This window comes from Carnobacterium alterfunditum DSM 5972, from assembly GCF_000744115.1.
In the GTDB taxonomy this organism is placed as follows: Bacteria; Bacillota; Bacilli; order Lactobacillales; family Carnobacteriaceae; genus Carnobacterium_B; species Carnobacterium_B alterfunditum.
The window spans coordinates 1,554,642-1,580,499 of sequence record NZ_JQLG01000004.1 but is presented as its reverse complement, the minus strand read 5'-3'; the positions used below and the strand labels follow the sequence as shown (position 1 = coordinate 1,580,499).

Here is a 25,858-nt window from a genome sequence, read left to right as displayed (position 1 = left end):
ACCGATACACTAATTAGTGTATCGGTAACGTGTTTTTCGTTTTTTAACTTTTTTATCTTTAGTGTATTATTTAAATTTTAAGTTTACAACATTTCTTGTAATTCTTGGATATCATTTATCCTTATATCTGATTTCTGCAGTTCTTCCTCCGTTCCAAAACCATAGTTACAGCCTATAGTAACTATATTATGGTAGTGGCCAATTTCAAAGTCATGTATGCGATCTCCTACAATAAGAAAGTTTTCTTTATATTGATCTTTAAACATTTGAAAGATGTCATATTTAGGGATATACCCAAAAGATTCTGTACAGTACATATCAACGAAGTAATGATTTAACTGAAAAGCTTGCTGATGTGCTTTCATATAATCATTGCTGCAATTACTTAAAAAGATAAGGTTATATCCCTTACTGTTTAAGTAAGCCAAGGTTTCTAAAACTCTTGGATATAGTATCGCTTCTTTTGCAAGAGCTTTTTTTAATAAGGTTTCTCCTATGATTTTTGAAGCTGCTATTTGATATTCAGCATCTAAATCAGGCATAAAGTTTTCCCACATATCTTTACTGCTATACCCTAACCATTTAGTGATTTCTTCGTCTTTCCAATCTTTTGGGACAGCCTTTTGATTATCGACCAAGTAGTTGTAAGCAGTTTTGAAAGCAGTAATATAGTTTGCCGTACTATCTTGTAAAGTACCATCATAATCAAAAACAATCGTCTGAGTGCTCTTTAGTCTTGGTTCATCCATGATCAGAACTTATATAGCTTTCAGTAAATTAGCCATTTCAATGGCCGAAACAGCTGAGTCATACCCTTTATTTCCAGCTTTAGTACCGGCACGCTCAATTGCTTGTTCAATGTTATCTGTCGTTAAGACACCGAACATTACAGGTACACCTGTGTTCATTGCAGCTGTAGCTACTCCTTTTGAAACTTCAGCACACACATAATCGTAGTGCGATGTAGCTCCTTTGATCACAGCTCCTAAAGTAATAATAGCATCATACTTTCCTGAAGCTGCCATTTTTTGTGCAATTAACGGAATTTCATAAGCTCCTGGTACCCAGGCAACTGTGATTTCTTCCTCTGACATGCCGTGTCTTTTCAACCCATCCAATGCACCACTCAATAATTTTGAACCAATAAACTCATTAAACCGTGCAACTACGATACCTACTTTTAAATCTTTAGCAATTAATTGTCCTTCGAATACGTTCATTTTTTATTCCTCCAGTTAAGCTATTTTTTTAGTGGTGCATAATTCTTTATTTTAATAGTTCAAATAATGTTTCATTTTTTCTTGCTTGGTTTTTAGATAGGCTTCATCTTCTTTATAAGCCTCCATTTGAAGCGAAACTCTTTCCACAATATCTAAACCATATTTTTTCATACTTTCTACTTTTAGTGGGTTATTGGTCATCAGACGCAGTTGAGAAACACCCAAGTCATCAAAAATTTGTTTACTTTCATAGTATTCTCGCATGTCAGCCGGGAAACCTAGCGCCAAGTTCGCTTCGATTGTATCGTATCCTTGATCTTGAAGTGCATATGCTCTTATTTTATTGACCAATCCGATACCACGACCCTCTTGTCGCATATACACCAAAGCACCACGGCCTTCATCAGCAATGTGTTTCATTGCTGCATCCAACTGTTGACCACAGTCGCATTTTTTAGAACCAAACACATCACCTGTTAAGCATTCTGAATGGATACGGCAAAGTACCGGCTCCCCATCGCTGACATCACCCATGACCAAAGCAACATGGTGTTCACCCGTAATTGCATGTTCATAGCTGTAAATTTCAAAATCGCCGTATTTGGTGGGCAATAGTGCTTTAGATTGACGGAAAATAATCTGTTCTTTGGTTTTACGATACTCAACCAAGTCGGCAATTGTACCGATTTTCAACTGATGCTCTTTGGCCAAATCCAACAACTCATTTCTCCTTGCCATTGTTCCATCTTCACTCATGATCTCACAACATAACCCAGCAGGTTGTAACCCTGCTAAACGCATCAAGTCGACCGTTGCTTCTGTATGTCCATTCCGGACCAATACACCTCCGTCAACAGCTTCTAACGGGAACATATGCCCTGGTCTTCTAAAATCTTCCGGTTTTGCATCATCGGAAACCAATCTCATAGCTGTCAATGATCGTTCCACAGCCGAAATCCCAGTTGTGGTCTCTACATGATCTACTGAAATAGTAAAAGCTGTTCCATGGTTATCTGTACTATCCAGACTCATTTGTGACAAGCCTAACTTTTTAGTATAGCTTTTGGCTATGGGCATACAGATGAGACCTTTAGCATAACTAGCCATAAAGTTCACATTAGCTGTCGTAGCAAACTCAGCAGCACAGATAATGTCTCCTTCGTTTTCTCTATCTTCATCATCTACCAGTAATATATTTTTTCCAGCTCTCAAATCGGCAAGTAATTCTTCAATTGTATTAAACATATCTCTCTCCATTCTGTTCTAAAAGAACCCATTTTCTTTTAAAAAGCCTTCCGTTACTTGACTCTCTTGAACGCGCTCTTTCGAATCTATTCCTAATAATTTTTCGACATACTTTCCGATCATATCGCATTCAAGATTGACGGTGCTACCAGGCTGCTTCTGCAGCAAAACTGTTTCCTCTCCTGTATGCGGAATCACAGAGACTTGGAAAGACTGGTCATCCACCGTCACGACCGTCAAGCTTACACCATCAATAGCTATGGAGCCTTTTTCAATAATGTACCGTAACAATTCAGGACTTGTTTCAACCGTGATCCAAACAGCATTGCCATCACGTCTAAATTCTCTTATCTGACCTGTCCCGTCGATGTGACCACTAACCATATGTCCGCCAAGCCGAGTTGCCAAACTCAATGCCCGTTCCAGATTGACGTAACTTCCAGGAGCTAATTCGCCTATGTTAGTCCTTTTCAAGGATTCGGACATGACATCCGCCTCAAAAAAATCTTTTTCTATTTTTGTCACTGTCAAACAAATACCGTTTGTCGAGATGCTGTCTCCGACATGCGTTCCTTGCAACACTTTTTGACCTTTAATTCTAAGAACTGAGGACTTTTCAGCTTGTTTGATTGATTTAATGATTCCCATTTCTTCAATAATTCCAGTAAACATATATTACCTCCTATTAACCGATTTTTACTTATCCATATATCCTTCCAAAAACAGATCCTCTCCGACCATCACAGCCGTCAACCGATTGATTTGGAAAGCATTTTTTAATGATAGGATACCTGCTCCTTCAACAGCCGTTTTAGCATTTTTTCCTCCGATGATTTTTGGTGCAATATAGGTCTGTATTTTGTCCACAATATTTTCTTCCAAAGCCGAAAAGTTCAAGGTAGCTCCACCTTCCAACAAAATACTATCGATACCCATAGCTCCTAATGTTCTCATTAATTCTCGTAAATTTACTCTCCCAGACTTCTCTTTGGTCATGATGACTTCAATACCCATTTGCTTTAAGGTCGCTAATTTTTCTCTGTCTGCTCTTTTAGTAGTGGCGATAATTGTTTTAGCTTTATCTTGATCCGTCAATATGGTTGAAGCAATCGGGATCCTTAGCTGACTATCCACAACGATTCTAATAGGATTATTGCTGTTTGGAATTCTAGCAGTTAATTGCGGATCATCTTTAATAACTGTTTCTACTCCTACCATGATTCCAGACAATTCATGTCGTAGGCAATGTACTTGTTTTCTAGCTTTTTCACCAGAGATCCATTGCGATTCGCCAGTCACCGTGGCAATTTTACCATCTAAGGACATCGCATTTTTCATAACGACAAAAGGTTCTTTAGTGACAATGTATTTTATAAAAATCTCGTTCAATCGTTGGCTCTCTTCTTCTAAAAGACCTGAGACTACCTCAATCCCATTCTTACGAAGCCTTTCAATTCCTTTTCCAGCAACTAGCGGATTTGGATCGAGTGTTCCCACGACTACCCGCTTAATTTTCTTATCTATCAGTAAGTCTGAACAGGGAGGCGTCTTCCCAAAATGGGAACAAGGTTCTAGTGTGACATATAGCGTTGCTCCGCTCACATCTTCTTTTGCTGATGCGATAGCATTTACTTCCGCATGGGGCTGTCCATATTTTTCGTGATAGCCTTGTCCGATAATTCGTCCAGCTTTCACGATCACAGCTCCAACTAAGGGATTCGGGGCTGTCCAGCCTTTGCCTTTTTTGGCTAGGTCCAGTGCCATTCTCATATATAGTTCATCCAACACTCTCACTCCATTCAAAATAAAAAAGCCCAAAGAATTAATTCTCAGGGCTTTTATCATTTTTGTTTGCAAGGCTCAACAAATAAATCCGCATACGCTGTACTCGGTTACTTTTGAACTCTTTAAACTTTGTCTTCGCTTTATCCAGACTATACTGTCGGCTTCGGAATTTGACCGAATCTGCCTTACGGCTCGTGGGCTTTACCACCGGTAGGGACTTGCACCCTGCCCTGAAGACTATTCAATTTTTACAACTCTACACAAAAAAGCCCCAGACTTTTACATCCAGGGCTTCGACTTATGGCTAAATAAGACTATTTAATAGTTGCTTAATAAACTTATGGTTCCCATAGATCTTAAAATAAGACCTCAGTTATCCAAGTTTTTCTGCAATCGATTTGTCTTCGCTTTATCCAGACTATACTGTCGGCTTCGGAATCTGACCGAATCTGCCTTACGGCTCGTGGGCTTTTACCACCGGTAGGGACTTACACCCTGCCCTGAAGACTATTTAATTTTATAAGGTAAGAGTATCTTGAAATACAGTATATGTCAATATTTTTCAAGTTTTAATTTTCTGACACCTTTGTTAAGGAGTAAAATGTGCAGCCACAACTAATTTTGGCTCTGTTAGATGTCTCTTTTATTGTAGCCTATAAATCCGACGCCAGAAAGAACTATTCCTACTATACTCAACGTGCTCAAAGGAAACCAAGCAAGCTCTTCATTTGGAAGTTGCGGTATGTGGTAGAAAGCTGATAAATTTTTCAACCACGCTGGAAATTCGAGTAGGTTGCCCAGATAAAGGACTAAAAAGGTAAAAAATACGTAGGTCCAAACTAAAATCGCTCCCTTAGGGAAAGCTCCTACTAGTAATGTCGTTAAACCCAGCACCACCCAAATAGCTGGAATATAGACAAGTGAAGACATTAAAATGGTCCCTAAATCAATACTTTTTTCCATTACTTGACTTGCCGAAGCATACAGCCCTAGTCCAATCAACAATTGCATCACTATCGCTGTAAAAAATGCTATGGCATAGCGACTACCCAAAATTTTATTGCGAGAAACAGCTCGGCTATAAAAGTTGTCCGTTCTTCCTTGCCTTTCTTCTTTTTTTAATTTTAATAAGATAGAAATACCAGGAATAGCTGCAAAAACAGACACGATACCAATCAATAATGTGACAAATTGTTCTGTCATAGAAGCAGTCGTACTATCTGATAAAATTCCTTGGACCAATTCAAAGTCTGAGAAGTAAGCTTCTAAGTCTCCTAAAATGGCACCGTAAGCAATACTCATTAAAAAAATACCAATAGCCCATGAAATAATGGTTCCTTTTTCTAACCGCCAAGTTAAACCAAGCTGGCTTTTTAAAAAAGGTGAGGCATGGATCTTTCCTTTTCGATCAGACAGCAGGCCTGCATTGATATCTCTTTTATGATCCAGATAAAAGGCACCTACCAACAAAACTGCAGCTCCACAGACCAAAGCAATAACCGGCCACCATTCGTTTCCAGCAAATACATTTGTTCGAACAGTCCATCCTAACGGAGAAAATAAAGACAATGTTTCATTACTGACATCTCCGATTGCTCTTATAATATAAGCTGTTATCAATGTTCCAAAAGAAATAGCTATCGCTCCTCTTGTCGTTTGTGCAACTTGTGCAGCAATCATTGCAACTCCTGCAAAGAATAAGCCTGTACTTGCAAGAGCAGCACCATAGAGTAAAGAAGATTCTAAATAAAACACTTCTTGATCAACTAATTCTAAACCTATCGATAAAAGCATGAAGATTGAGGTGTTTACAATGGCCATCATTATTGCAGCAGCTGATAAATAAGACAACCGTCCAACTGGTAACGCTCGAATGAGTTCCAAACGGCCTTCTTCTTCATCCATTCTCGTACTTGAGGTGACAAGCAAGATATTCATAATACTCACTGCAATAGCTGAAAACAGCAATAATTCACTTGCAAAAATGGTTCCTAGATTAAATGATTCAATCTCATAACCCTTTCCCAGCATGGCTACCATAGCCGGATTTTGCATCGTTAAGCCAAATTCAACGATTTCTTTTTGACCTGTATATATAGTTGTATACGCCGTTAAGGATGCCATTGAAACACCAACCAAACCGATTAACCACAAACTGATTTTCAATCTATTCCGCTGAAAAAGCAGTCGTATGATTCGAGTTGTTCCTTTAAATAACTGAGCGACCATTATTAGACACCTTCCTTTGTGGCGCTTGGTTTCTCACTATCTCCTTTGTAGTGACGGATAAATAGATCTTCTAGCGTTGGCGGACCACTTTCAAGCTTTAAAACGCCGAATTGGCTGATATGACTAATGATTTTTGCCATTTCTTCATTATCTACCTGAAACGTCCAACCCGCTTTTGTATGGATGACATCATGTACCCCTTTTAAATCGGACAATCCAGTCAGCGTCTCCTGCGTTTCAACGATCAATTTTGAGCGTATCAAATGGCGCATTTGGGAAAGCGTCCCTGTTTCAATCAGTTCACCTTCGCGAATAATAGCTACCCGATCGCATAATTTCTCAACTTCTGAAAGAATATGGCTCGATAATAAGACGGTCTTTCCTTGTCGTTTCACCTCTAAAATACACTCCTGAAAAATACGCTCCATTAGCGGGTCCAATCCTGCAGTTGGTTCATCAAGAATATATAGATCAGCATCTGACGCAAAAGCTGCAATCAAGGCTATTTTTTGTCGATTCCCCTTTGAATATGCCCGACATCTTTTCGCTGGATCTAGTTTAAACAGTTGGATCAGCTCATCGCGCCGGCTTTTATTGCCATTACCACGCATAGTTAAAAATAAATCAATCACTTCACCACCGGTTAGATTAGGCCATAGATCAGCCTCACCTGGAACATACGCTATTCTTTTATGAATTTCTACAGCATCTTTCCAGGCATCTTTTCCAAAAATCGTCACTTGTCCTTCATTAGGTTTTAACATCCCTAACAACACACGAATAGTCGTCGACTTACCAGCACCATTTGGACCAATAAAGCCATATATTTCACCTTCATTTATGGATAGATCGATTTTTTTCAAAGCTGTAAATTTCCCAAATCGTTTAGTCAATCCTTTTACTTCTACGACATTCATTTTCACTCCTCCTACTGCTACACTTTCTGGCTGGCGGTATTGATTACAATTATTATATTAGGGCGTGTCTGAAAACTGACTGCCATCCTGATTTTCGGTATAATAAAAGAAAACAGGAGTGATCATGATGAGTATTGAACGTTATGAGCTGACTGATGTGCAGTGGAATCAAATCAAAAATCTGTTTCCCGAATATCACACAGGTAGACCACCTAAAAGCAATCGTATAATGTTCAATGCTGTTTTATGGATTGCTAGAAGCGGTGCTGCTTGGCGAAATCTGCCAAAAGAACGTTACGGATCATGGAAAACGGTCTATAGCCGCTTTTGTTTATGGCGTGATACTGGTTTACTTGAATCCCTTTTTATTACGTTGAATTATGAAGCAGATTACGAAAACTTGAGTATCGATTCAACCGTTGTAACGGCGCATCAGCAGAGTGCCGGTGCAAAAAAAGGGGGCTAAATTCTGTCATCTCGCAACATATCGGTAAAAGCAGTGGTGGGCACACAACAAAAATACATGTCATCGTAGACGGATTAGGAAATCCATTATATTTTCAGCTATCAGGTGGAAATCTCCATGATAGTGTTCTCGCTATTGAAGTTCTTCAACACGTTGAAATACAAGGCAGTAATGTTATTGGCGATCGTGCATACGGTTCTTTAGACATTCGGACTTATGTGACGAATCACGATGCGACTTATACCATTCCACCAAAGAAAAATACAAAAGAACCTTGGACTGTTGATTGGTGGCTATATAAAGAACGTCATTTGGTGGAGTGTTTCTTTAATAAGTTAAAGCATTTCCGTCATATCGCGACACGTTATGATAAACTCGCAACGTCCTACTTAGCCTTTGTATATATAGCAGCTATTTTTCTCTTAACCAAATAGTTTTAAGACACAACCTAGTCTTATTTTAAAAAATCAGCATCAATGACTGTTTCAGTCGTCTGCTGTAAAGATTCTTTAGAAATTTGATTTCCTTGAGCACTGTTAAGGGTGTGCTGAGTAGCCAGTTCTTCAGTATAATCAGCTAACGGATAGATTTTGAAGCCTCTTCTTGAATCAGTGCTATCAGTATTATTGCCTTTGTAATGCATCACTATCCCATCCCATTTGACATTTTTAATAGCTTTTTCTTCTTCGGTCAGGACGAAATCAAATGAAATCATTCCACCCAACATATTATTTTCAGTTCCTGTTGACATAGCGGAAAGAAAGTTACCTAATGAGTAAACGACCAATGTCTGATTGCCGTTTTCCCCTTCCATCCACTCAATCGGTTGGATCACGTGAGGATGGGTCCCAATCACAACATCCACTCCTAGATCGGTAAACAATTGAGCATATTGTTTTTGAAATTCATTTGGCTCAAGCATGTGCTCCTCGCCCCAATGTGCAGATACGATGACGAAATCACTAACTTGCTTTGCTCGTTCAATATCTTGAGTGATCAACGCTTCGTCAAAATAATTCAATCGGTAAGAAACATCTGGCTCAATTCCATTTGTACCATATGTATAGGCTAAAAATGAAAAAGTTACGCCGTCACGTTCAATAACCGGAATAGCATCACGATCTTCTTGGGAATCAAATACTCCTGTAAAGACCATGTTCTCTTGTTCATTCCATATTTCCAAAGTATTCAAAACACCTTTTTCTCCTTTATCTAATGAATGATTGGATGCTCCGTTAACTAAATCAAAACCCAATTCATTTAAATTTCCCGCCATGTCGCTAGGTGTATTAAACGCTGGATAGCCAGAAAAACCGAATTCATCCCCACCCAACAGTGTCTCCTGATTAATAAAGGCTAAATCTGCAGCTTCGATATCGTTTGCTACATTTTCAAACATAGGTTTAAAATCGTAGGTCCCATCTTCTAACTGTGCTTCTTCAAATATCCCTGTATGGATCAGGTTATCCCCTACTCCCATAAAGGAAATTCTTTTTTCTTCGCTTAGCTGGTCTTCCGATTCAACTGATGCCTCACTGGTAGAAACGATTTCTGATGAGGCTTGCTCAGAATTTTCACTAACGTCATTTGCACACCCGCTTACGATTAATGCAGCTAATAAGAATCCAATTTTCTTCATATTTTTTCTCCTTCTCAGACGAATTTTTTGATTATTCTCTTCATTTTTTTAACTTGCTCATTAAATATCATTAGCTCTCTATTCAAAATAATCGTAAGCGTTTTCTTTCTAAATGTAAAGCTTTATAAGTCCCCTATTATAAGAACAAATTTATTATTAAAATCAGACTAAAGATGGTCGTTGGATTTTTTACAGCATGTTACACTATTGGTCAGTACTTTTATGGAAAAATAGAGAAAGAGGCGACAATATCAAATAAAAAAATTAAAAATTGGATTTCAAAAATTTATGATTGGCAGATATGGCGTCGATAAGCTGTCAAACTATTTGCTTTACGGAGGACTTGCTATTGTTGTCTTATTTAATTTACTAAATTGGCCAATCGGCGGTTTCTTTGGATGGATAGCTGTCATTCTAGGTTACTATCGAACCTTTTCCCGTAACCGATCAAAACGGTATCAGGAGAATCAAAAATTTCTAACCTTCAAACGAAGGATCGATAGCAAATGGAGAAAACAACTTAAAAAAATTCAGGAGCGAAAAGTATATAAATACTATTCTTGTCCTAACTGTCATAAAAAATTGCGTGTCCCGCGAAAAAAAGGAAAAATCACAATCAAATGCTCTCACTGCGAAGAGCAATTCACTAAAAAAACTTAACGGTTCCCTTTAGCGATATTCCTCTAGAAACAGCAGCCACTTAACCGTTTGCCAGACTTTTCGGAAAATCAAATCGAGCTGCTGTTTTTTTGCTGTAAAAAAACTTTCTAACTCCTAAAATATCCCCTTGATCTAACACAATGATTTTATCAGCACTCTTGATAGCAATGGAGTACCTTGTAATATCCAAAGTGAAAGAGTCTATGTAGGATTCGATTAGAGATGGAATGAACTAAATCTATAACAAAAAAAGACAAAACATCTTTAAAAGATGTTTTGTCTTTTTTAGTATTTAAAACTAATTAATACACATCAAACTATTAGGAGACTCACCTATCGAGCCCCTCCACCGCCTCCACCACCGGCACCTCCTCCTCCACCAAAGGAAGTTGAACCGCCTGTTCCGGATGCTGCTGATGAAGAACTTGAGTGAAATCCGCCGCTTGCTAATCCACTAGACCAGTTATTTCTAAATCCTGTTACCCCATTCCAATACCAGTAATAATAAATGAATTGATTTTCCCCAGAGATATTATTCGGATTCGGGATCATTTCCTTGAACTCTTCTGTCAGTTCTTCACTTCTATAGTACAAAGTGTTCCAGAACAAAAATTCTTCAAAAGTGAATGGATTAGTATTATCCGCAAAACCTTCTAAATCGATTTCTTCCAAATAATTATCAAATTGAACCAGACGATCAAATAATTTATCACCTTCAGGACTTGCAATGGCTACTTCGCTTTTCGTTCCCCATACTTTGATTTCTTTGAATGAAATAAGTCTTTCTTTTTCTAAGAACTCTTTTGAATAATCTATCAAATAATCCGCAAACTTCCCTACTTCTTTAGCATGTTTTTTTGCCCATTTTTTCATTTTATTATCTTCAATAAACCCGTTACTGTTTGAAGCGTCCAATAACATGAGCCATAAACCAGTTTCATAAGTCTCCCCATGATTTGTCTTGATTTTATCAACAAATTTTGTGAATGATTGGGGATAACGCGCACGCTCTTCCTCAAAATGAGGGATCTCTATTTCAGTATCAAATCCATCGCTAAATAATGACTTATCTTCGGCAGTATGGATAATGATCCGCTTTTCATACGACCATCTCAATAAATAAGCTGAGAAGTAATCTTCAAAATAGCCCTTGTCTATATCTTGCAGCAAATAAGCAATACCGGCAAAGTCTTCTCCTTGATAGGGGATTCCCTCTAATATAACCGTTTTATTCTCCTTGACTCGTTGTTTCCCTGTTCGCATTTGTCCAGCTGCTTCTTTTGCTTGTTTCAATTTTTTATAATACTTGATAGCAAAAACTGTGGCTCCTCCACCAGTAACTGCAATGAGAGAGAGGATGACGATAGGAACTGTATTAGAAGTAGCCTCATCATTATACGCTGAGCCGTTCATTGCCATTTCACGCTGTTCTTCCGATGTCATACCAACATTGGCTTGTGTAGCGAAAAGGACTTGTGGAAATTGCAGCAATACCGTTACATCTTTGCTATTGTTTACTACTTCCTCCGCTTCCCATACGATCGTGTTGCCTTCTAATTGGATATCGCCTTCAAATCCAAAACCCCAGAAACGGACATTCTCTTCTGTAAAGGGCTCAAATCCAGTGATTTTAACCGTCAATTTTTCTGCAGGAATATCAGAAAATGTATCAAAATTCCATAGTAAGCCTTGTCCATCTTCCAATTCGCGCACTAAGTTTGATAAAGCGTACGTCACTTCGTAGTCATTTTCGCCATATTTACCAATACCCCATATGAGTTCTAATCCGTCATCTGTCCCGACAATGCCATAGTGATCAGCCTTTTCCTCTAAGGAAGCATCTGGTTCCCATGGATCTATTTTTTGAAAACCCATAACCGAAAAATCCAGCAGTTTAGAATCCTGCAGATCATTTAACACAATATATAATTCAGTACCATCATCCATGTTCATCTTTCTATGTTCTTTGACGATTCCAGAGCCGTCTTCTTGCAGTTCAATTTCGATCGTGATATCCGTTAATTCATTTTCTGCAAAAACGACTTCTCCAAACGCCATACTAAACAGAAACGCTGCTCCAATAGACAATGACATTCTTACTCTTTTATTCATCTCGTTACCCCTTTCTCTATATGTACTTGACCCAATTTTTTTATTGTACGAACTATTTCCGACCCATTTTGGCAACAATTTTTGGTCGAGGTTTTCTATTTATCTATAGTATACACACTAATACTCTAATCTAGGAAACGTTTCCTCTAAATAATCGTTATTAGGGCGTGTCGTATGTGTAAAATAGTTCTCGAGATGATTTTATTTTTTACTAGCAAAATGAAAGAAGGCGTTCTATCATAAATGTATGCTGAGCGGCAAATACATAGATGAAAGAGGCCTTCTTATGGATAGAATTATAACAAAATTATATGAAATAATAAAGGAATCGAGCGATTTAATCGCTACAGAGGAGTCTATACAACTCTATATGTATGAAGTATTCACTGAATTAGTAGGAGATATCTTCACCCATATGAATCAAGTGATCAAAGAACAAAAACAAGGCGAAGGCTGGAAAGTGAAACGAGACGATTGGAAAACCGTTCAGTTTATTTTTGGTCCTGTTCGTTATCGCCGTACCTTAATGGTCGATCAAGAGAGTCAAAATCATTATCCGCTAGATGACTGGTTAGGCATTCGAAACTACCAACGCCATAGTCCACTCGTAGAAGTGAAAGTAGCAGAACTAGCTAGTAAGTGTACCTACCGGGACACCGCTGAATTATTGAAAGAATGGACGGCAGTCACTATTAGTCACCAAACAGTCGGCAGTCTTCTTAAACGAGTTGGAGGAGCACAAGCACGTGAAGATGAAGAAATGGTAGTAGAACTAGACGAAGCCGTCGAGTTGCCAGAAGGTAAAAAAGTGGACTATTTTTACGCCGAGGCTGATGGCATTTTTGTTCGTGGGACGGAAAAGAGAAAAAGCTTAGAAGTTCGTCATGCGCTACTTTACGAAGGCTGGGAGAAAAATGGAAAGAGAGTCTCCTTAAAGGAGCCTAAAGCGATCATGACGACTAAAAAAACGGCTGGTTTTTGGGCAGAAGTTCAAGCCTTTACTGCGAGTCATTATGCGTTACAACAAGCTCAAGTCATTACCAATAGTGACGGTGGACAAGGCTATACCGCAGACAAATTTCAAGAAGCCTTTTCTCAGTCGAACTATCCTGTAGTCAATCAGTTAGACTCTTATCACATCTTCCAAGGCTTAAATCGCGCGTTTGGTTCACAGACTAGCCTCTTTAAACAGAAGGTCAATCAAGCTTTAAAAACACATGATTTAAATGAGTTAACAATCTGGTTGGATACTTATGAAAGCACACTAGACGAGACACCAGCAGTGGAAAAACTGACTACCTTTAGAACATACGTATTACGGAATTGGGATCGAATTTTCGATTGGCGTGAAAAAGTAGAACAGGTTCCGCAGGACGCAAGAGGTTTAGGCGCAATGGAGTCGAATCAGCGGCATATTTCTTTTCGGATGAAAAAGCGTGGGATGCATTGGAGCGAAGAAGGCTGTGAAGCCATGGTAAAGGTAAAACAAGGCATCTTAAATCACACGTTACGTGACGCCTATCTTCACCAACAAAATAGGAGTACGAGACAACAACGCAAGCTGAAACAAACGGTTCGTTTATCGTCGCTATTGCATCAGAAGACACGTCAGTCGGTTGGTGCAAAGGATGGGACAATGCCGTTGTATGCTTCTCATTCATCAGCAATGGGGAAACTCATAAAAAGTTTTCGTTAATTCCCTTCTGTTTGGGGAAGGTTCCTTGTTTTAGGAACCTTCTCCAAACGGATGGGCCAGCAAACGGCGGAGCCGTGCGGTAGTAGACGAGTGTACAAAAGTAGAACGCCTAAACTAGCAGGATAATAGGACGACCGAGAAAAACTTGACACAGACAGGGCGTGTCTGAAAACTGACTGCCATCCTGATTTTCGGTATAATAAAAGAAAACAGGAGTGATCATGATGAGTATTAAACGTTATGAGCTGACTGATGTGCAGTGGAATCAAATCAAAAATCTGTTTCCCGAATATCACACAGGTAGACCACCTAAAAGCAATCGTATAATGTTCAATGCTGTTTTATGGATTGCTAGAAGCGGTGCTGCTTGGCGAGATCTGCCAAAAGAACGCTACGGATCATGGAAAACGGTCTATAGCCGCTTTTGTTTATGGCGTGATACTGGTTTACTTGAATCCCTTTTTATTACGTTGAATTATGAAGCAGATTACGAAAACTTGAGTATCGATTCAACCGTTGTAACGGCGCATCAGCAGAGTGCCGGTGCAAAAAAAGGGGGCTAAATTCTGTCATCTCGCAACATATCGGTAAAAGCAGTGGTGGGCACACAACAAAAATACATGTCATCGTAGACGGATTAGGAAATCCATTATATTTTCAGCTATCAGGTGGAAATCTCCATGATAGTGTTCTCGCTATTGAAGTTCTTCAACACGTTGAAATACAAGGCAGTAATGTTATTGGCGATCGTGCATACGGTTCTTTAGACATTCGGACTTATGTGACGAATCACGATGCGACTTATACCATTCCACCAAAGAAAAATACAAAAGAACCTTGGACTGTTGATTGGTGGCTATATAAAGAACGTCATTTGGTGGAGTGTTTCTTTAATAAGTTAAAGCATTTCCGTCATATCGCGACACGTTATGATAAACTCGCAACGTCCTACTTAGCCTTTGTATATATAGCAGCTATTTTTCTCTTAACCAAATAGTTTTAAGACACAACCTAATAATTTTCTCCATTATATTATTTGGAAAATTATTTAGAAAAAAAAGAAAGCTTTATTATTAGTTTCTAGAAAATCAGTATAAAACTAATTCCTAGAACTAACGCAAAGCTTTCTTCTCTTCATCGATGACCGGTTAGAATTGTATCTCCAATAAATTCACGCTAAAATTTTATACTCCCATTAGTTTCAGTTCTGATGCTGCCTATTCTTAAATAGGTCAACCATTGACCTTCTTTTGGGCTGTCGATATTATCCGATGAATAGATCTTCTTGAGGGTAACGTATCAAGGAAGTTCCTTTTCTAGCAATCAATATAGAGACAATCGTAATAGGTCCGATACGCCCTATGAACATGACGAACATGATCACAAATCTACCTATAATGGATAGTTCAGGTGTCAAGCCTGCTGAGAGTCCTACTGTTCCAAATGCTGAAACAACTTCAAAAACGATATCGATAAACGATCCATTTTCAGTTATCGTTAAGATGAAAATAGCTATAAAAACTAATAAAAAGCTTATTGTTGTCAACGTTAAAGCTCTAAAAACAGCACTATTCCTGATCCTTCGTCCAAATAAAGATACTTCTTCTCCACCTCTTAGACTTGTAGTCGTTGTTAAAAGTAAAATAATAAAAGTACTTAACTTGATCCCACTACCAGTTGACGCACTCCCTGCCCCAATAAACATCAAGAGGATCGTCAAGAGCATAGAAGGTGCTGTTAACGCAGTGATATCGATTGAATTAAAACCGGCTGTTCTAGGAGTCAAACCTTGAAAATAAGCACTCCATGCTTTATCTCCAAGTGATAAACTGCCTAAAGTTTGAGGATTTGAATATTCTAGCACAAAAATTAAAATTATTGCAATGGCATTTATGATCAGGGTACCTACGATCATAACTTTTGAATGCAGAGTCAATGACTTAAATTTTTTCTTATTCCACACATCTAAAAGAACAGTAAATCCTATTCCTCCTAAAACAAATAGGCTTGTAATCGTTAAGTTAACGACAGGATCTCCTACATAGCCGGATAAATTATCAGCCCACAGAGAAAACCCAGCATTATTAAAGGCTGCAACAGTATGGAATAAACTATAAAAGGCACCTTTCCAAACTCCAAATTCTGGGATCCATTTAATGGACAATAAGGTAAAACCAATCAGTTCGATACTTAAAGAGAAAAAAAGCACATGACGCACCAAGCGGATAACGCCCCCTGAAGAGCCTTGATTTAAAGATTCTTTAACGAGATCTCTTTGTTGCATGCCAATTCTTCGTTTGAATATGAAAAAGATAAAAACGGCAGAGGTCATTAATCCTAATCCTCCAAGTTGCATGAGCATTATAATGATTGTTTGTCCGAATAGAGTGAAGGCTGTCCCCGTATCGACTACGATCAATCCTGTTACCGTAACAGCAGAAGTGGCTGTAAATAACGTATCTAACCAAGAAATGGTTTGTGTAGTCGCAAAGGGTAATTTTAATAATGCTGTACCAATTAAAATAAGCGTAAAGAAACTGAAAACGACTGTCATAGGTGGACTAAAGCGCCTAGTAGATCGTTTTAAATATTTTTTCAGATTGACCTTGTTCATTTATTTACAGCCCTTTCTCTTCAAAACGTTTTATATCTTCGTTGTTTCCAATGACAACGATCATATCGCCTTCGTATAGTTTGTCATCAGGTGAAGGAGAGATATTCACCTTTTTCCCATTCTTTACAGCTAAAATAGTGCAACCGTACTTTGATCTGATATCTGTATCATTGAGCGTCTTATTAGCTAATTTTTTTGTTATATATAGTTCTGAGATGCTATAATCCTCAGATAGCTCAATATATTCTTGTAGTTTTCCAGATTCCAATTGATTAGCAACTCTGATCCCCATATCGTATTCTGGCTGAATGATCCTATCCGCACCGATTTTAGTAAGGACTTTTGCGTGGTTAGAATCTTGAGCCTTTACCCAAACATTTTTTATACCCATTTCTTTTAACAATAGGGTACATAGTATGCTAGACTGCATATTATCTCCAATGGCAACTATAGCGTAATCAAAGTTTCCAACACCTAAAGACTTAAGAACATCTTCACGGGAAGCATCTGCTATTACAGCCTTTGTGCTATGATCTAAAACAGCATTCACTTTTGCCTCATTTGTATCTATTGCCAAAACTTGATGGCCCAAACGATACAATTCTTTACATACACTACTACCAAATCTTGCTAACCCAATAACTACGAAATCTTTTTTCATAATTAAGCTCCTCTTCTATTCGAGCAATTACAGACTGGAGAGTCCAACTCTCTCAGCCAACTAACTTTGCGTCAATACTTCATTTTTTTAAAATTTTCTTAACTACAGCTAACGACTTTATTGAGTCTTTTATAAGCAGAGAATCTAAAAAAGTTTTAAAATTCATTTGTACAATTTAGCTGTTTGATCTATTCGAATATAAGTTCATTCTTCATTAGTCATCATAGTATGTACACTTTCATAATTCAAGTGATTTCGACCAACTAATTACTTCAATAATAACACTTTAAAGAGCTGTTTTGTTTCATTTTTATAGGTACTCAATAAGAGCTGAATATTATGCCCTTAGAAGATGACAGCATTCAAATCGATGACCACTTTCAAAAAAATCATTTCACTAAATTTCATAGAAAAAGCCTAAGAAATCAATGCGATTTCTTAGGCTTGCTCTTTACTTATAAACTGCTTTTCTCTTCTAAAAGGTGCTTCTCTTCAAACTCAGCTAATAATGCACGAACTTCATCTGTTGTCTTCGTATCCATCAATTGAACCCTCAAACTGCTCGCTCCTTTAAATTCGCGAATATAAATTTTAAAGAAACGACGAAGTGGCTTAAAGGCATTGGTCCCTTTTTCTGAAAATTGATCAAATAAATCTAAGTGGTGTTTAAAAAGATTTAATAATTCTTTTGGACCGTGTTCTTTTGGCTCTTTTTCAAAAGCAAATGGATTATGAAAGATACCTCGTCCAATCATCACTCCATCAATGCCATACTTTTCAGCCAGCTCCATACCGGTTTTGTAATCAGGAATGTCTCCGTTAATCGTTATTAACGTTTGTGGGGCAATTTCATCACGTAATTTCTTTATCTCTGGAATGAGTTCCCAGTGAGCATCTACCTTACTCATTTCTCTTTTCGTACGCAGATGGATAGATAGATTAGCAATATCTTGTTTCAATAAGTGAGTGAGCCACGCAGTATATTCATCTATACTAGCATGACCTAATCGAGTCTTAACACTTACAGGAATACCTCCTGCTTTGGATGCTTGTATCAATTCAGCAGCAACTTCTGTACGAAGAATCAAGCCTGAACCTCTACCATGTTTAAAAACGTTAGGTGCTGGGCATCCCATATTGAGATCGATTCCACGATAGCCGAGTTCGGCCACACCAATACTCATCTCTTTAAAGAATTCAGGTTTATCTCCCCAAATATGAGCGACCATAGGCTGTTCGTCTTCAGTAAACGTCAAACGTCCACGCACACTTTCTTTGCCATCAGGGTGGCAATAGCTTTCACTATTCGTAAATTCAGTAAAAAAAACATCGGGTTTTGCTGCTTTAGCGACAACATGGCGAAACACAACATCTGTCACATCTTCCATGGGTGCCAATACAAAAAACGGTCGCGGCAATTCTTGCCAAAAATTATCTTTCATTTTACAATCCTTTCGTATAAAAATTGAAAAAAAACAAAAAGAATCTGCTTCTTCTCTATTACCTTTATATTTTTATTTTTATTTTAATTAGGGCGTGTCTGAAAACTGACTGCCATCCTGATTTTCGGTATAATAAAAGAAAACAGGAGTGATCATGATGAGTATTGAACGTTATGAGCTGACTGATGTGCAGTGGAATCAAATCAAAAATCTGTTTCCCGAATATCACACAGGTAGACCACCTAAAAGCAATCGTATAATGTTCAATGCTGTTTTATGGATTGCTAGAAGCGGTGCTGCTTGGCGAGATCTGCCAAAAGAACGCTACGGATCATGGAAAACGGTCTATAGCCGCTTTTGTTTATGGCGTGATACTGGTTTACTTGAATCCCTTTTTATTACGTTGAATTATGAAGCAGATTACGAAAACTTGAGTATCGATTCAACCGTTGTAACGGCGCATCAGCAGAGTGCCGGTGCAAAAAAAGGGGGCTAAATTCTGTCATCTCGCAACATATCGGTAAAAGCAGTGGTGGGCACACAACAAAAATACATGTCATCGTAGACGGATTAGGAAATCCATTATATTTTCAGCTATCAGGTGGAAATCTCCATGATAGTGTTCTCGCTATTGAAGTTCTTCAACACGTTGAAATACAAGGCAGTAATGTTATTGGCGATCGTGCATACGGTTCTTTAGACATTCGGACTTATGTGACGAATCACGATGCGACTTATACCATTCCACCAAAGAAAAATACAAAAGAACCTTGGACTGTTGATTGGTGGCTATATAAAGAACGTCATTTGGTGGAGTGTTTCTTTAATAAGTTAAAGCATTTCCGTCATATCGCGACACGTTATGATAAACTCGCAACGTCCTACTTAGCCTTTGTATATATAGCAGCTATTTTTCTCTTAACCAAATAGTTTTAAGACACAACCTAGTATAACAGAAATAGATTTCTCTCAAAAATTAGTTTATAAAATCTCTTTAAAAAATTTCTACATCAAATGGCGTGGATACTTCAAAAAAATTCTTCTGGAATGGACGGGTTTGCTTGTGGAGAGCCAAGGGAACGCCTGAAGCCTACAACCAAAAGTTGTCATGGTTGTTGCTGCTTTAGCTGCTTACAAACATGATACACTTAGTGTTATTTGCCCACAGTGCTTCATGTTAGGCTACAAGCAACCCTATTCCTCCAGAAATTTGGGTAAGTAATGTCATTAGATTAAGTCTATCTACACTAAAAATTATAGCTAATTTGAAAGTTTTTTTATAGCTTTCGAAAAAACCAGAGGCATAGTGTCTCGTTGTATTTTACTACGTCGAACGCCATTATAACAGAGTAACGAGATTCAAGCTACACTTTCTACACAAAAAAGCAAGCATAGCCTCATCAATGCTTGAAACAACCCCACAGTAGCAATGAAGACTTATATCGCTTTAAAGACGATGGCAAGACTCAGGAATAGACGATAACTGTTCCAGCTCCTAATGAGTAGTATGAAGCTAAGTTAGCCGAATGAATGAACAATCACCATCAACCTACTCGTAGCTACTTTTCTTAAGAAAAAAAATATTCTGAAATAACGGGTTTGCTTGTGGAGAGCCATGGATCCTTTACATGGCTACAAGCAACTCCTATTCCTACAGAAATTTCCAAATAAGTGATCTACCTGATCTATCAACAATTAAAAAAAACAGACAAAAAAAGCTGTTCATTCCAGAACAGCTTTTCTTACTAATATTTACAATTATTTAGCATCTATACATTTGATACGCGCTCCATCAAGTTGATCCCCATTCCCATGAATAAGATCCCCCATAAGGAGTAGAATCCCAATGGGTTGCAGCAGTTGGCTAAGTGGAAATCCTGAATAGATAGCATCTACCATTCCATTTAGACCGTGTTTAATAGGAATAAACTCAGCTATGAAGAGTAAGAATCGGTTATCAACTATATCTAAAGGCCAGAAGGCTCCACCTAACATCGCCATCGACGTAGCGACGATCGGAATAACGACTTGTAGCGATTGCGGCGAAGGTACTAAAGCTGATATCAGCATCCCTAAAGAAACGATGGTAAAAATAAATGCCAAAGTAACAGCTGCCATCGATACATAGTTTGTCCCTAAATCAAGATCTAATAGATTAGTTAAAATGAAAAAGGCAATCACTATCTGCACTAATCCTACTAAAAAATAATGCGAAAGCAAACCTAAATAAATCTGGGTCTTAGAAAGTGGAGAAAAAATCAATCGATTCCAAGTTCCCTTTTTCTTCTCTTCTACTACGTTTATTTGTAGGTACAAAATAGTAAACATCGCAAAGTAAAAAGTCATTCCAGTTAAAATACTCAATTGATACCGATTCAGGGTCCCTGAATCCCCAGTTTGTGTTATTCCTTCAACCGTTAAAAATTCCCGTACTTCAATTTCGCTATCTGGAAACTCCGCTCTAACCTTTTCTAGACGGACCTGCTCCCTAAAAATTTGGTTGACGTGTTGGTCTACTACCGGTAAGCGCTCATCTTCTCTACCAACTAAAAATTGATAGGTTTCTGCTCCTATTTCCATCGCATAGCCAATCTCATTCATTCGTATTTCTTCTTCTACGGTTTCATAATCAGTTGCTTCAAAAATAATCGAATCATCTTTATTTAAGCGATCTATCCAACTATTTAATTCTTCTTTCGTTAAACTTTCACTGTATAATTGTACATTTATAGACGAACTCCCTTGACTTCCACCCATAAAATAAACAAATAAAATGGTTAATCCTAAAAACATTACGACGACCAGAGGATGCTTCATCAATCTTTTCCATTGGAGTATAAATACATTGCCCATTTAATCTAACCTCCTTTTTGGAAATATGATGACTGCCATAAGTAATGAAATGACCGTCATCCCAATCACTCTCAGCATCAAAGGAAGCACTTCTTGAAAATCAAATCCTTGCAGCAATTGCAAATAAGAAGTCATCATTGCTCCATTTGGAGTCCAATTCCCAACTTGTTTTAAATATTCTGAAAATTGTTCTACAGGGGTGTAACTACCACCTAAAAAGGCAAATACACTGACAAAAGATCCGAAGAATCCAACTGTTCTGTTATCATTTGCATACAAAGAAATAGAAGTGAGTATGCTCGCTAGACTTCCAACTAATAATGAGTATAAACCTGTCGTGTACACTACATTTATCCAAAAATCACTATCTCTCCCTTTGAATGTCCCAAAAATCAATGTAGATAACGCGAAAAGGATAGCTAATTGTACAAATGTAATCAAGGTTCCAGAAATCATTTTACTGCTTAGATACGTCAACGGTTTTGTACCAGATAGCATGATGCGCCCAAAAACATGTTGCTCTTTTTCTTTGAAAGCACGAGTTGCTATGATTGGAGCTGTTGAGAGTGCAAACATGACTCCCATTCCAATCGTATAATATTGGAACGCACTTACCGGCTCTTCGACCGAAAGTTGTACTTTTTCACCCTGTTGTATCGTTTGATTTTCTGCCTCAGCTTGTCCGTTAGTCGCTAAAGCAATAGATGTCTCCAAATTATATTGCGCAACAAACGTTGTGACCACACTCTCAATAATAATCGAGGCCATATTTTCAGCTTCATTTACAGTCATATTTAAAGCACTTGACGTGTCTTCTTCATGATAGATAGACTGCCATACATGATAGCTAAAATTTTCTGGAATTGTGATGAACCCGGCAATTTCATCTTTATTCATTGCTTGAGTTGCTGAACTTAGATTATCAAACTCCTCCACAATCATGATCTCTGCAAAATTTTCATCTTCAAGCAGCTCGTATATGGAGTCACAGCAAAGAAGCTGCATCCTTTGTATTTAAGATGCAACTTCGTCAGACCTGATGCGATTATGTTTCATTAAGATGGTAATTACCTTTTTTCGTAAGTATCTTTGTTCAGTGACCTTTAAAGTGAGGGGCTCTTTTTTCAAGAAAGGCCGTAACAGCTTCTTTATGATCATCTGTTAAAGAAGCCAGATGCATCAGTTGTGCCTCTCTCTGATTGAATTTCTCTAAATCGCTATAAAAAAACTCATTGAACAGTTCTTTTTGATAGGAAATCGTTTGAGTTGGTAAAGAAGCTACTTTTTTGGCAAATGCCCATGTCTCTTCCTCTAATGTACCATCTTCAACGACTTGATTTACCAAACCTAACTCAGAGGCACGCTCACCTTTGATCGGCTTAGAAAGCATCAATAATTCGGTAGCTATTGCGGTCCCTACCATCTTTTGTAAGAAATAGAGCACACTTGTGTCTCCTGGTAATCCCATGCCTACAAAAGCTGTAACAAGAGAGCTGCGTTTTTCCATGATACAAAAATCAGCTGCCAACGCAACCCCGACACCCGCACCAGCTGCCGCTCCATTAATAGCAGCAATAACCGGTTTGCTGCAGTTTCGGATAGCACGACTCATTGCTCCAGTAGCTTCTACCAACTGTTCTGGGATCCCCCCATCATCTCTTTCAATAACTTCTTTAAATTGGTTGACGTCTCCCCCGCCACAAAACAACTTTCCTTTTCCTGTCAAAACTACTGCACGGATAGAAGCATCTTCTGATGCCTTCGTTAAAGCTGCTGGAATTTCTCGAAATGAATCTTCTGAGAAAGCATTTCCCACCTCAGGTCTATTAAAAGTAATGTACGCAATAGTCTCTTTTTCTTCATACAAGATTGTTTTATACACTTTTTACTCCACCTCTCTTTTATGGCAACCATTGCTTTCTTTCATAACCAGTAATAAGTCTATTTTACGAAATCATTCTTCGATTTTAAAAAAGCGCTTCCATTCGCATTTTAAGTATATCCCTATGGCTGATATGATACAAATTACTATTTTTCATAGCTGATATTAGCCTTACTAATGCCAGCTGCGAATGTCTTAAACAAACTATTTTATATACACCTTTATCCTTTTAGTTTAAAAATTGACTAGTTTCCATTTTCATCTATTGGAAAGATGATTCAACAGCCATTGACTAGATTTATGAGGTTTTAGCTTAAGAAAAATAAAATTTCGGCTAGCGAACGATAAAAAAGCTAGCAACAATTTCTGTTCCTAGCTTTTTCTTTAGTTCTTATTTTGAATAAACATCAGCATCGTCCGATTCAACTTGTCTGTTTCATCATGAAAAATCGCATGACCGCTTTTTCTAAAAGGTACAACAATATTTTTAGGGATCAATTGGGTCATCTCTTCAACAACTTCGTACGAACAAACAGTGTCTTTTTCACCGTGAAAAATCAAAGTTGGCACTGTAATCTGTTCAAGATCTGCTTGTACATTCTCATCCCGCATAGCAAGAGCTGAAAGAATCATCCCATAAGAAGAAGCCCTTAATGCTAAGCTTGTCAGCCAATCTTTATAGGAGCCATAGGTTTTCTCATGAAACAACTTTTTAATAAAGTCTTGAATCATTTTAGGCCGATCAATTTGGATTTGGTCAATCATGGAAGTAATTTCCGATTTTTTAATACCGATTGAGTAAGCAGGTTTCTTAGCGAATTGTGGAACCGCCGCACTGATCAAGATCAACTTCTTGATTCCAAATCCTTGATGGCGAGCCATGTAATGCGTTGCTACTGCTCCACCCATTGAGAATCCAACTAAAATAGCTTCTTCAATTTGAAGTTCTTCTAAAACCACTTTGATATCATCAGCCAATGTATCGTAGCCATACTCCTCAATAACCAGATCTGAGTCACCAAACCCACTAAAATCGACTCCAATCACTCGATAGCCTCTAGGCAAAAAATAATTGTACTGATATTCAAACATCTGATGATCAAACGGCCAGCCATGCAAGAAAATAATTGGTTGCCCATAGCCTATATCTTCTACTGCAATAGACACATCATTCTTTCCTTTAATGATTTTTTTCATCTTAATTTCCTCCTATTACCTTTTCAACCTAAGTATAATAGAATTGCTTCTTTTTTAAAGGGATACAGACTAGGATCTAATACTTATTTATCGTGAATAGGATTCATGATTCACCCATGTTAGAGTGAAATCTCAAAAGAGACAATTAAGCGATATAATTTTAGAAAATGAACACATAATTGAGAGTTATGAATTAATCAGGACCACTTTCCCTAATTTTCCTGCTTTTTTAAAATAAAGTTGAGCTTCTCGTGCTTCTTCTAAAGGAAAAGTACGATCAATTACTGGTTTTATTTTCCCTTCAGATACAGCCTGAAGTAGGCGTTTAAACTCTTCTCTAGTACCTAATACAGAGCCATAAAGCGTAATATGTTTTAAATATATTTTTCTAAAATCAAGTTCTGTTTTCTGACCGCCAGCAGATCCAGATGTACAGAATTTCCCGCCTTTTTTCAGTACTTCTAAAGAAGTAGAGAACAAAGCATCTCCGACAACGTCTAGTACCGAGTCAACCGGACCACCGTTCACCTGAATGATTTCTTCAGCAAGGTTATCTGATTTATAAGATAATACATGTGTTGCACCCAGTTCCTTCATTTTTCCTTCCAAAGTTAAGTCTCCAACAATCACAATTACTTTAGCGCCAAATACTTTTGAGGCAATTTGTACATTTAAGGATCCCACGCCGCCATTTGATCCAGTTACCATTATCGTTTCTTCAGGCTGAACTTGAATTTGTTCGTTCATATGCCATGCTGTCAAACCACTAACTGTGAACACAGAACTTTCTGTGTAGTCGGAGAGAGGCATGTCAAAGCAAAGGTGAGCAGGCCACGCCACAAATTCCGCATATCCACCATCATATTCAGAACCTATGAAAGACATATCTTCTGAAATATGTTCGAACCCGGGCTTTCCACTTGAGGTAAATGGGAAAAGGACAACATCCTTTCCAATCATGGTCTTATCTACAGCACTACCTGACTTAACAATGGTTCCTGCTATATCAGAGCCTGGGGTGCGAGGAAAATGAACTCCTTCTGGTCGCCATCCCGATTTTGAGCCTGTGCCGTAAGCCCCTTCTCTCATCCAAATCTCTGTATTGTTTATTGCGCATGCTTTGACTTTGATCAGCACTTCATTTTCTTTTGGGTCTGGAATAGCTTGGTCAACTAATTGTAATTTATCTACATCTCCGTATCCCGTTACTTGTACTGTTTTCATAAATATCATTACCTTT

General features: G+C 38.0%; 22 protein-coding genes and 2 riboswitches. Of the genes, 5 read left to right on the top strand and 17 right to left on the bottom strand.

Features of this window, described 5'->3' with window-relative positions:
• Positions 1-83 precede the first annotated feature (83 nt).
• From BR50_RS07860 to BR50_RS07830, 7 genes are all read right to left on the bottom strand, one after another.
• Positions 84-749, bottom strand: a complete 666-nt coding sequence (locus BR50_RS07860) for an HAD family hydrolase (RefSeq protein ID WP_034547685.1) — start codon at positions 747-749, stop codon at positions 84-86.
• Between the two features lie 9 nt (positions 750-758).
• Positions 759-1,220: a 6,7-dimethyl-8-ribityllumazine synthase gene (gene ribH, locus BR50_RS07855; protein WP_034547683.1), complete on the bottom strand. Its 462-nt coding sequence runs from the start codon at positions 1,218-1,220 to the stop codon at positions 759-761.
• 51 nt (positions 1,221-1,271) lie between these two features.
• The gene (locus BR50_RS07850) at positions 1,272-2,465 is read right to left on the bottom strand and encodes a bifunctional 3,4-dihydroxy-2-butanone-4-phosphate synthase/GTP cyclohydrolase II (RefSeq protein WP_081884489.1); all 1,194 of its coding nucleotides are present in this window, start codon (positions 2,463-2,465) and stop codon (positions 1,272-1,274) included.
• Positions 2,466-2,483: 18 nt separating this feature from the next.
• Positions 2,484-3,137, bottom strand: coding sequence for a riboflavin synthase (locus tag BR50_RS07845; RefSeq protein WP_034547681.1), 654 nt, complete (start codon positions 3,135-3,137; stop codon positions 2,484-2,486).
• A 24-nt stretch (positions 3,138-3,161) separates the two neighbouring features.
• The gene (gene ribD / locus BR50_RS07840) at positions 3,162-4,235 is read right to left on the bottom strand and encodes a bifunctional diaminohydroxyphosphoribosylaminopyrimidine deaminase/5-amino-6-(5-phosphoribosylamino)uracil reductase RibD (protein WP_178377459.1); all 1,074 of its coding nucleotides are present in this window, start codon (positions 4,233-4,235) and stop codon (positions 3,162-3,164) included.
• Positions 4,236-4,377: 142 nt separating this feature from the next.
• Positions 4,378-4,492: riboswitch (FMN riboswitch) on the bottom strand.
• 154 nt (positions 4,493-4,646) lie between these two features.
• Positions 4,647-4,762: riboswitch (FMN riboswitch) on the bottom strand.
• A gap of 118 nt (positions 4,763-4,880) precedes the next feature.
• Positions 4,881-6,479 carry an ABC transporter permease gene (locus BR50_RS07835; RefSeq protein WP_034547677.1) on the bottom strand — a complete coding sequence of 533 codons (1,599 nt, stop codon included), beginning with the start codon at positions 6,477-6,479 and terminating at the stop codon, positions 4,881-4,883.
• 2 nt (positions 6,480-6,481) lie between these two features.
• Positions 6,482-7,396, bottom strand: a complete 915-nt coding sequence (locus tag BR50_RS07830) for an ABC transporter ATP-binding protein (protein ID WP_034547675.1) — start codon at positions 7,394-7,396, stop codon at positions 6,482-6,484.
• Positions 7,397-7,520: 124 nt separating this feature from the next.
• Here BR50_RS07830 and BR50_RS12615 point away from each other — a divergent pair.
• A protein-coding gene (locus BR50_RS12615; protein ID WP_143298346.1) for an IS5 family transposase occupies positions 7,521-8,296 on the top strand; the annotation gives its coding sequence in 2 pieces (ribosomal slippage) (positions 7,521-7,860 and positions 7,860-8,296; 777 coding nt in all).
• A 20-nt stretch (positions 8,297-8,316) separates the two neighbouring features.
• On the opposite strand, the gene BR50_RS07820 is transcribed toward BR50_RS12615, so the two are convergent.
• On the bottom strand, positions 8,317-9,501 hold the full coding sequence (locus BR50_RS07820; RefSeq protein WP_034547671.1) for a CapA family protein: 1,185 nt from the start codon (positions 9,499-9,501) through the stop codon (positions 8,317-8,319).
• A 288-nt stretch (positions 9,502-9,789) separates the two neighbouring features.
• Here BR50_RS07820 and BR50_RS07815 point away from each other — a divergent pair, with 288 nt between their 5' ends.
• Positions 9,790-10,161 (top strand): Zn-finger containing protein, encoded by a 372-nt coding sequence (locus BR50_RS07815; protein ID WP_034547669.1) that lies wholly within the window; start codon positions 9,790-9,792, stop codon positions 10,159-10,161.
• Positions 10,162-10,494: 333 nt separating this feature from the next.
• On the opposite strand, the gene BR50_RS07810 is transcribed toward BR50_RS07815, so the two are convergent.
• Positions 10,495-12,273, bottom strand: a complete 1,779-nt coding sequence (locus BR50_RS07810) for a DUF2207 domain-containing protein (protein WP_051905768.1) — start codon at positions 12,271-12,273, stop codon at positions 10,495-10,497.
• A gap of 286 nt (positions 12,274-12,559) precedes the next feature.
• Here BR50_RS07810 and BR50_RS07805 point away from each other — a divergent pair, with 286 nt between their 5' ends.
• Together BR50_RS07805 and BR50_RS12610 are read left to right on the top strand one after the other, a co-directional pair.
• Positions 12,560-13,969, top strand: coding sequence for an ISLre2 family transposase (locus tag BR50_RS07805; protein ID WP_034545297.1), 1,410 nt, complete (start codon positions 12,560-12,562; stop codon positions 13,967-13,969).
• A 221-nt stretch (positions 13,970-14,190) separates the two neighbouring features.
• Positions 14,191-14,966, top strand: a protein-coding gene (locus BR50_RS12610; RefSeq protein ID WP_143298345.1) for an IS5 family transposase whose coding sequence is annotated in 2 segments (ribosomal slippage) — positions 14,191-14,530 and positions 14,530-14,966 — 777 coding nt in all. Because the reading frame shifts where the segments join, the coding sequence is not laid out codon by codon here.
• Positions 14,967-15,233: 267 nt separating this feature from the next.
• On the opposite strand, the gene BR50_RS07795 is transcribed toward BR50_RS12610, so the two are convergent.
• From BR50_RS07795 to BR50_RS07785, 3 genes are all read right to left on the bottom strand, one after another.
• Positions 15,234-16,523, bottom strand: coding sequence for a TrkH family potassium uptake protein (locus BR50_RS07795; RefSeq protein WP_245792761.1), 1,290 nt, complete (start codon positions 16,521-16,523; stop codon positions 15,234-15,236).
• Positions 16,524-16,587: 64 nt separating this feature from the next.
• Positions 16,588-17,244, bottom strand: a complete 657-nt coding sequence (locus BR50_RS07790) for a potassium channel family protein (RefSeq protein ID WP_034547665.1) — start codon at positions 17,242-17,244, stop codon at positions 16,588-16,590.
• Positions 17,245-17,699: 455 nt separating this feature from the next.
• The gene (locus BR50_RS07785) at positions 17,700-18,686 is read right to left on the bottom strand and encodes a tRNA dihydrouridine synthase (RefSeq protein WP_034547664.1); all 987 of its coding nucleotides are present in this window, start codon (positions 18,684-18,686) and stop codon (positions 17,700-17,702) included.
• Positions 18,687-18,840: 154 nt separating this feature from the next.
• On the opposite strand from BR50_RS07785, the gene BR50_RS12605 reads away from it, so the two are divergent.
• Positions 18,841-19,616, top strand: a protein-coding gene (locus BR50_RS12605; RefSeq protein ID WP_143298334.1) for an IS5 family transposase whose coding sequence is annotated in 2 segments (ribosomal slippage) — positions 18,841-19,180 and positions 19,180-19,616 — 777 coding nt in all. Because the reading frame shifts where the segments join, the coding sequence is not laid out codon by codon here.
• An 828-nt stretch (positions 19,617-20,444) separates the two neighbouring features.
• On the opposite strand, the gene BR50_RS07775 is transcribed toward BR50_RS12605, so the two are convergent.
• From BR50_RS07775 to BR50_RS07755, 5 genes are all read right to left on the bottom strand, one after another.
• Complete coding sequence (locus tag BR50_RS07775) at positions 20,445-21,539, bottom strand: ABC transporter permease (protein WP_034547662.1); 1,095 nt, start codon at positions 21,537-21,539, stop codon at positions 20,445-20,447.
• Positions 21,540-22,481: an ABC transporter permease gene (locus BR50_RS07770; RefSeq protein WP_074200263.1), complete on the bottom strand. Its 942-nt coding sequence runs from the start codon at positions 22,479-22,481 to the stop codon at positions 21,540-21,542.
• A 151-nt stretch (positions 22,482-22,632) separates the two neighbouring features.
• Entirely contained in the window at positions 22,633-23,421 is a 789-nt protein-coding gene (locus tag BR50_RS07765) for an enoyl-CoA hydratase/isomerase family protein (protein ID WP_034547660.1), read from the bottom strand.
• Positions 23,422-23,805: 384 nt separating this feature from the next.
• Positions 23,806-24,618, bottom strand: coding sequence for an alpha/beta fold hydrolase (locus BR50_RS07760; protein WP_034547659.1), 813 nt, complete (start codon positions 24,616-24,618; stop codon positions 23,806-23,808).
• Between the two features lie 186 nt (positions 24,619-24,804).
• Complete coding sequence (locus BR50_RS07755) at positions 24,805-25,842, bottom strand: zinc-binding dehydrogenase (protein WP_034547657.1); 1,038 nt, start codon at positions 25,840-25,842, stop codon at positions 24,805-24,807.
• Between the last annotated feature and the right edge of the window lie 16 nt (positions 25,843-25,858).

Excerpts from the sequence above, each read along its gene's own strand:
- BR50_RS07775 (WP_034547662.1), bottom strand. The coding sequence starts at position 21,539 with ATGGGCAATGTATTTATACTCCAATGGAAAAGATTGATGAAGCATCCT.
- BR50_RS07830 (WP_034547675.1), bottom strand. The coding sequence starts at position 7,396 with ATGAATGTCGTAGAAGTAAAAGGATTGACTAAACGATTTGGGAAATTT.
- ribD (WP_178377459.1), bottom strand. The coding sequence starts at position 4,235 with ATGAGAATGGCACTGGACCTAGCCAAAAAAGGCAAAGGCTGGACAGCC.
- BR50_RS07805 (WP_034545297.1), top strand. The coding sequence starts at position 12,560 with ATGGATAGAATTATAACAAAATTATATGAAATAATAAAGGAATCGAGC.
- BR50_RS07850 (WP_081884489.1), bottom strand. The coding sequence starts at position 2,465 with ATGTTTAATACAATTGAAGAATTACTTGCCGATTTGAGAGCTGGAAAA.
- BR50_RS07755 (WP_034547657.1), bottom strand. The coding sequence starts at position 25,842 with ATGAAAACAGTACAAGTAACGGGATACGGAGATGTAGATAAATTACAA.
- BR50_RS07835 (WP_034547677.1), bottom strand. The coding sequence starts at position 6,479 with ATGGTCGCTCAGTTATTTAAAGGAACAACTCGAATCATACGACTGCTT.
- BR50_RS07790 (WP_034547665.1), bottom strand. The coding sequence starts at position 17,244 with ATGAAAAAAGATTTCGTAGTTATTGGGTTAGCAAGATTTGGTAGTAGT.
- BR50_RS07810 (WP_051905768.1), bottom strand. The coding sequence starts at position 12,273 with ATGAATAAAAGAGTAAGAATGTCATTGTCTATTGGAGCAGCGTTTCTG.
- BR50_RS07785 (WP_034547664.1), bottom strand. The coding sequence starts at position 18,686 with ATGAAAGATAATTTTTGGCAAGAATTGCCGCGACCGTTTTTTGTATTG.
- BR50_RS07860 (WP_034547685.1), bottom strand. The coding sequence starts at position 749 with ATGGATGAACCAAGACTAAAGAGCACTCAGACGATTGTTTTTGATTAT.
- BR50_RS07795 (WP_245792761.1), bottom strand. The coding sequence starts at position 16,523 with ATGACAGTCGTTTTCAGTTTCTTTACGCTTATTTTAATTGGTACAGCA.
- BR50_RS07760 (WP_034547659.1), bottom strand. The coding sequence starts at position 24,618 with ATGAAAAAAATCATTAAAGGAAAGAATGATGTGTCTATTGCAGTAGAA.
- ribH (WP_034547683.1), bottom strand. The coding sequence starts at position 1,220 with ATGAACGTATTCGAAGGACAATTAATTGCTAAAGATTTAAAAGTAGGT.
- BR50_RS07845 (WP_034547681.1), bottom strand. The coding sequence starts at position 3,137 with ATGTTTACTGGAATTATTGAAGAAATGGGAATCATTAAATCAATCAAA.
- BR50_RS07820 (WP_034547671.1), bottom strand. The coding sequence starts at position 9,501 with ATGAAGAAAATTGGATTCTTATTAGCTGCATTAATCGTAAGCGGGTGT.
- BR50_RS07815 (WP_034547669.1), top strand. The coding sequence starts at position 9,790 with ATGATTGGCAGATATGGCGTCGATAAGCTGTCAAACTATTTGCTTTAC.
- BR50_RS07770 (WP_074200263.1), bottom strand. The coding sequence starts at position 22,481 with ATGATTGTGGAGGAGTTTGATAATCTAAGTTCAGCAACTCAAGCAATG.